General features: G+C 31.1%; 5 protein-coding genes and 1 pseudogene. 4 read left to right on the plus strand and 2 right to left on the minus strand.

The genetic code is table 11. The annotated features are described in order from the left end of the window. Positions 1-1,342, plus strand: a 1,342-nt coding sequence (locus Q0V67_RS10260; RefSeq protein ID WP_297599309.1) for a TIGR00366 family protein, incomplete at its 5' end; no start/stop codon positions are given. A 222-nt stretch (positions 1,343-1,564) separates the two neighbouring features. On the opposite strand, the gene Q0V67_RS10265 is transcribed toward Q0V67_RS10260, so the two are convergent. Together Q0V67_RS10265 and Q0V67_RS10270 are read right to left on the minus strand one after the other, a co-directional pair. Then, a complete protein-coding gene (locus Q0V67_RS10265) occupies positions 1,565-2,050 on the minus strand; it encodes a GNAT family N-acetyltransferase (RefSeq protein WP_297599311.1) in 486 nt (161 codons plus the stop codon). 20 nt (positions 2,051-2,070) lie between these two features. Next, on the minus strand, positions 2,071-2,586 hold the full coding sequence (locus Q0V67_RS10270) for an Rrf2 family transcriptional regulator (protein ID WP_297599313.1): 516 nt from the start codon (positions 2,584-2,586) through the stop codon (positions 2,071-2,073). Positions 2,587-2,740: 154 nt separating this feature from the next. Here Q0V67_RS10270 and Q0V67_RS10275 point away from each other — a divergent pair, with 154 nt between their 5' ends. The 3 genes and pseudogenes from Q0V67_RS10275 to Q0V67_RS10285 form a co-directional block, all read left to right on the plus strand. Then, positions 2,741-3,112 (plus strand): pyridoxamine 5'-phosphate oxidase family protein, encoded by a 372-nt coding sequence (locus tag Q0V67_RS10275; protein ID WP_297599315.1) that lies wholly within the window; start codon positions 2,741-2,743, stop codon positions 3,110-3,112. 10 nt (positions 3,113-3,122) lie between these two features. Further along, positions 3,123-3,302, plus strand: coding sequence for a 4Fe-4S binding protein (locus Q0V67_RS10280; protein WP_297599317.1), 180 nt, complete (start codon positions 3,123-3,125; stop codon positions 3,300-3,302). A gap of 314 nt (positions 3,303-3,616) precedes the next feature. Continuing rightward, positions 3,617-3,754, plus strand: a pseudogene (locus tag Q0V67_RS10285) (IS256 family transposase); the annotation flags it as partial. Positions 3,755-3,972: the final 218 nt, after the last annotated feature.

A 3,972-nucleotide genomic window follows, 5' to 3' on the forward strand; every position in this document is an offset into this window, starting at 1 on the left:
AGGAACCTATATAATTCCTGCGGGTGTTTATGAAAGAGTTAAAGATGTAAATTCTGGTAGAATGATTATAGCTCCAGAAACTTTTACATACGTTGTCAATACACCTGTTAAGTTTTTCTCTTTTACTGAACATAATCTATTTACTGTATTAATTAGAGGTCTTCAAGCAACTTCTGGAATTGTTTTTTTTACATTTTTGGTTTGTGGATTTTTTAATATGATTCAAAGAACAGGCGCCATTGATTCTGGAATAGCAAAAGTGGCTTATCTATTTAGAGATAAAGGAATGCTTTTAATTCCAGTTGTTATGTTTGTATTTTCAATCGGAGGAGTAGCAATTGGTATGAACACAGAAGCTATAGCTTTTGTTCCACTGGGAGTTCTTTTAGCAAGAGCGCTTGGATTTGATGCTATGGTTGGAATGGCTATGGTAGCTTTGGGAGCTGGAGTTGGTTTTGTTGGTGGATTTATAAACCCATTTACAGTTGGAGTTGCTCACTCAATTTCAGGACTACCTATCTACTCTGGAATGGGGTTTAGAGTAGCTGTTTATATAGTTTTATACATTGCTACAGTTTTATATATTATGAGATACGCTAGAAAGGTGAAGGAAAATCCATTTAGTAGTGTGGTATTTGATTTAGAAGTTAAACAAAAATCTATGTCTAGTATGTCGACAGATAGTCAAGAGATACCAGATTTAACTATTAGACAAAAATGTGTACTTTTAGTTATGTTAGTTGGATTTATAACTTTAACGTATGGAGTTTTAAAACATGGATGGGGAACGGAGCAACTAATTAGTATATTTATGTTCATGGGAATTGCCTCTAGTTTTGTGGCAGGAATCTCACCCACTGATTCTGCAAATAACTTTTTAGATGGAGCAAGAGGAGTTGTATTTGGAGCACTTGCTGTAGGATTAGCTCGTGGAATCTTAGTTGTATTAGAAGATGGACAAATTATAGATACAATTTTATTTTATCTTTCTAGTAAAATTTCATCTTTACCGGGAGTTGTTTCAGCCTTACTTATGTATTGTGTTCAGATTATAATAAATTTATTTATTCCATCAGGAAGTGGCCAGGCAGCGACAACTATGCCTATTATGGCTCCTTTGGGAGATATGATAGGAGTTTCTAGACAGACCGTCGTTTTAGCCTTTCAATATGGAGATGGATTTACAAACTATATCAGTCCAACTGCAGGAGGACTGATGAGTTATCTTGCAATTTCACAAATCTCATATGAAAAATGGGTGAAGTGGATGGCACCTCTTATGGGAATCTGGCTGAGTATCGGAGCGGCTGCAATCGTTATTGCGTATTTCACAGGATATTGATTAAAGTGAAACGCCTCCAAAAGTTAAGTATCAAACTTTTGGGGTCTAATTAAATATTTGTGTAAACCTTCAAGTTGGAGTAATATTAAATTATCTAACTTGAAGGTTTTTTTATCAAAACGCCCTGAGAAAACCTCTTCCTCTATTAGGGTGGTGGCAGTTCACCAAACGAAATATTTCCTCTGATATTCCGATATACGATTAGATTCTAACTAAACTCTGTCAAAAATCTTGTCTTTTTTTGATTTTCTCCATTAAATAATTTTTAAGTTTAATTCCTTGGCATTCAACTTCTTGTTCTTTTATAACTTTATAGTTTCTTTTTTCAAAAAAAGGTTTAGCAGTTATTGAGGAATAAGTGAATATAATATCAGTATTTATTTTTTCTAATTCATCACATATAAGAGTGGCTATCCCTATATTTTGGAAATCTTTATGTACAAATAATTTGTCTAAATAACCTGTACTATCTATATCTCCAAATCCAATAATTTTTCCAAAACTATTAGTAACTACAAAACTATGATGTTTTAATAAAGTCTTATTCCAGTTATCCAAATCAATATTTTTACTAGCCCAAACATTCACTTGAGCTTTGGTATAATCTTTAGTATTAATTGAATGTACTGTATTATAAAATAAATTTACAACTTCCTCAATATCAGTTGGTTTGTAATGGCGTATAATTAAATTGATTTTGTTTTTCATATTATAACTCTCCCTTGAATCTATTTCATTGAAAGGTTTCTTTTAGATTTAAACCATTTAAGAGTTTCAATTTCGCTTTCTTGCGGAAGAATTCTTCCATAAACTTCATCATATAGCCATGATAAAGTTTTTTTAGAAAGATATTTTTTCATCTCATTTTCTCCTTCTTGCATAACAACCTTAATAAAACATGGGCACTTAGTATATGATTTTGGCAGATTATTTTGATCGACTAAAACATTTTTTTGTCTAATCTCAGCACATTGAAAAAGTGGGTCTTTTCCTTCAATAGCCTCCACAATATCCCAAAAAGATATATCCTCAGGGTTTCGTGCTAATTCATAACCACCTTTAACTCCTGGAACTGATTTAGTTATTCCAACTTTTCCTAATTTTGTGAAAACTTTGGCCAAATAAGATTCTGAGACCCCTTGAAATTCTGCTAAATCTTTAATTCCAACATAATTTTTATCTTTAAGTTTTACTATATATAGAAGACAATGTATGGCATATTCAACACCTATTGACATTTTCATAGTTTGTTCACTCCTTTGAATTTTATCATGTTATATTTTATCATCAAAATATTATTGATACAAGTAGGATATTTGTTATTGACATATATATAATAAAGTGATATTATTATTAACGACAATATGTGTCGCTAATAAAAGTATTTTAGGAGGTTTTATGTTTAATGAAAAGTTTTTAGAAGCTATTTCACATGAAGGAGTTGTATCTATTGTAACAACAGGTCCTGAAGAAGCTCATGTATCAAATTCTTGGAATAGTTATTTAACTCTAGTTGATGGGAATAAAATTCTTATACCAGCAGCAGCTATGATAGTAACTGAAAGAAATATTAATTTTAATAAAAAAGTTAAACTTACACTTGGAAGTCATGAAGTTATGGGATATAGATATATGGGAACGGGTTTTTTAGTTGAAGGAACTGCAAAATTTTTAAAGTCAGGAGAATATTTTGATATGATGAAAGAAAAATTTTCTTTTTTAACAAGAGTTTTGGAGATTACAGTTACTTCATATAAGCAGACACTTTAATGGTAAAAAAATGATAAGAGAGATAAATAAAGAGATTTGTGTGGGATGTGGCAAATGTGAAGTGAGCTGTATAGTTGGTTGTATCTCCGAAAAAGAAAATAAGAAAAGAGAGATAAAGTTTTCAGCATGTGTAAATTGTGGAGCTTGTACTTTAGTTTGTCCAGTAGGAAGTATAGTAGTGAGGGATTGAGTGGCGGAAAAAGGTTCTCAGGGCAATCTTTTTAGTAGACCTGAATTTGTTGTTAGATTTCCTGAAGAATCCATGTATGCCAAATTGAACTATCTTATATCTATAGACGAAACTGACTTAATCAAACAAGGCAGGAGCTATTTTGAGTGTTTTATTAGCGAGCCGAGTGTAGCTATTTGTAAACGCCAAGAGTTTTACCAAGGTGAATTATAAGAGGAGTTAGGGTATACTAAATATGACTATAGGGATAAAGATTCTAATAACTCAAGAAACGGCCTTTTGTTAAAGAATGGCAAACTTGACCCTTAGAGGCAGTTTTTCCTACAGATGATAGCTTGTTAAAAATGCTTTACTTAGCAACACAAGATATTACAAAGAAATGGACAAGTCGTCAAAGAGATTGGGGTCAAATCATATCGCAGCTTCAAATAGATTTTGAAGGAAGAATTTAAAATTACACTAAAATATTTAAAAGTTGATATTTAAAAAGGGATGACTTAAAAATAAATCATCCCTAAAAAAATATAAAATATTATTTTTAATTTTTAGAAGTTTACACAAAATTTGAAGAAGCCTCTTCATCTACCACATCTTTATATTAAATTTTCCTCTTTTAAGAGAAGATGAATATTAGAAAATCTTTTTAACGAGTTATTATTTTTTTTTATAA

It is taken from the genome of uncultured Cetobacterium sp., from assembly GCF_947072685.1.
Classification (GTDB): domain Bacteria; phylum Fusobacteriota; class Fusobacteriia; order Fusobacteriales; family Fusobacteriaceae; genus Cetobacterium_A.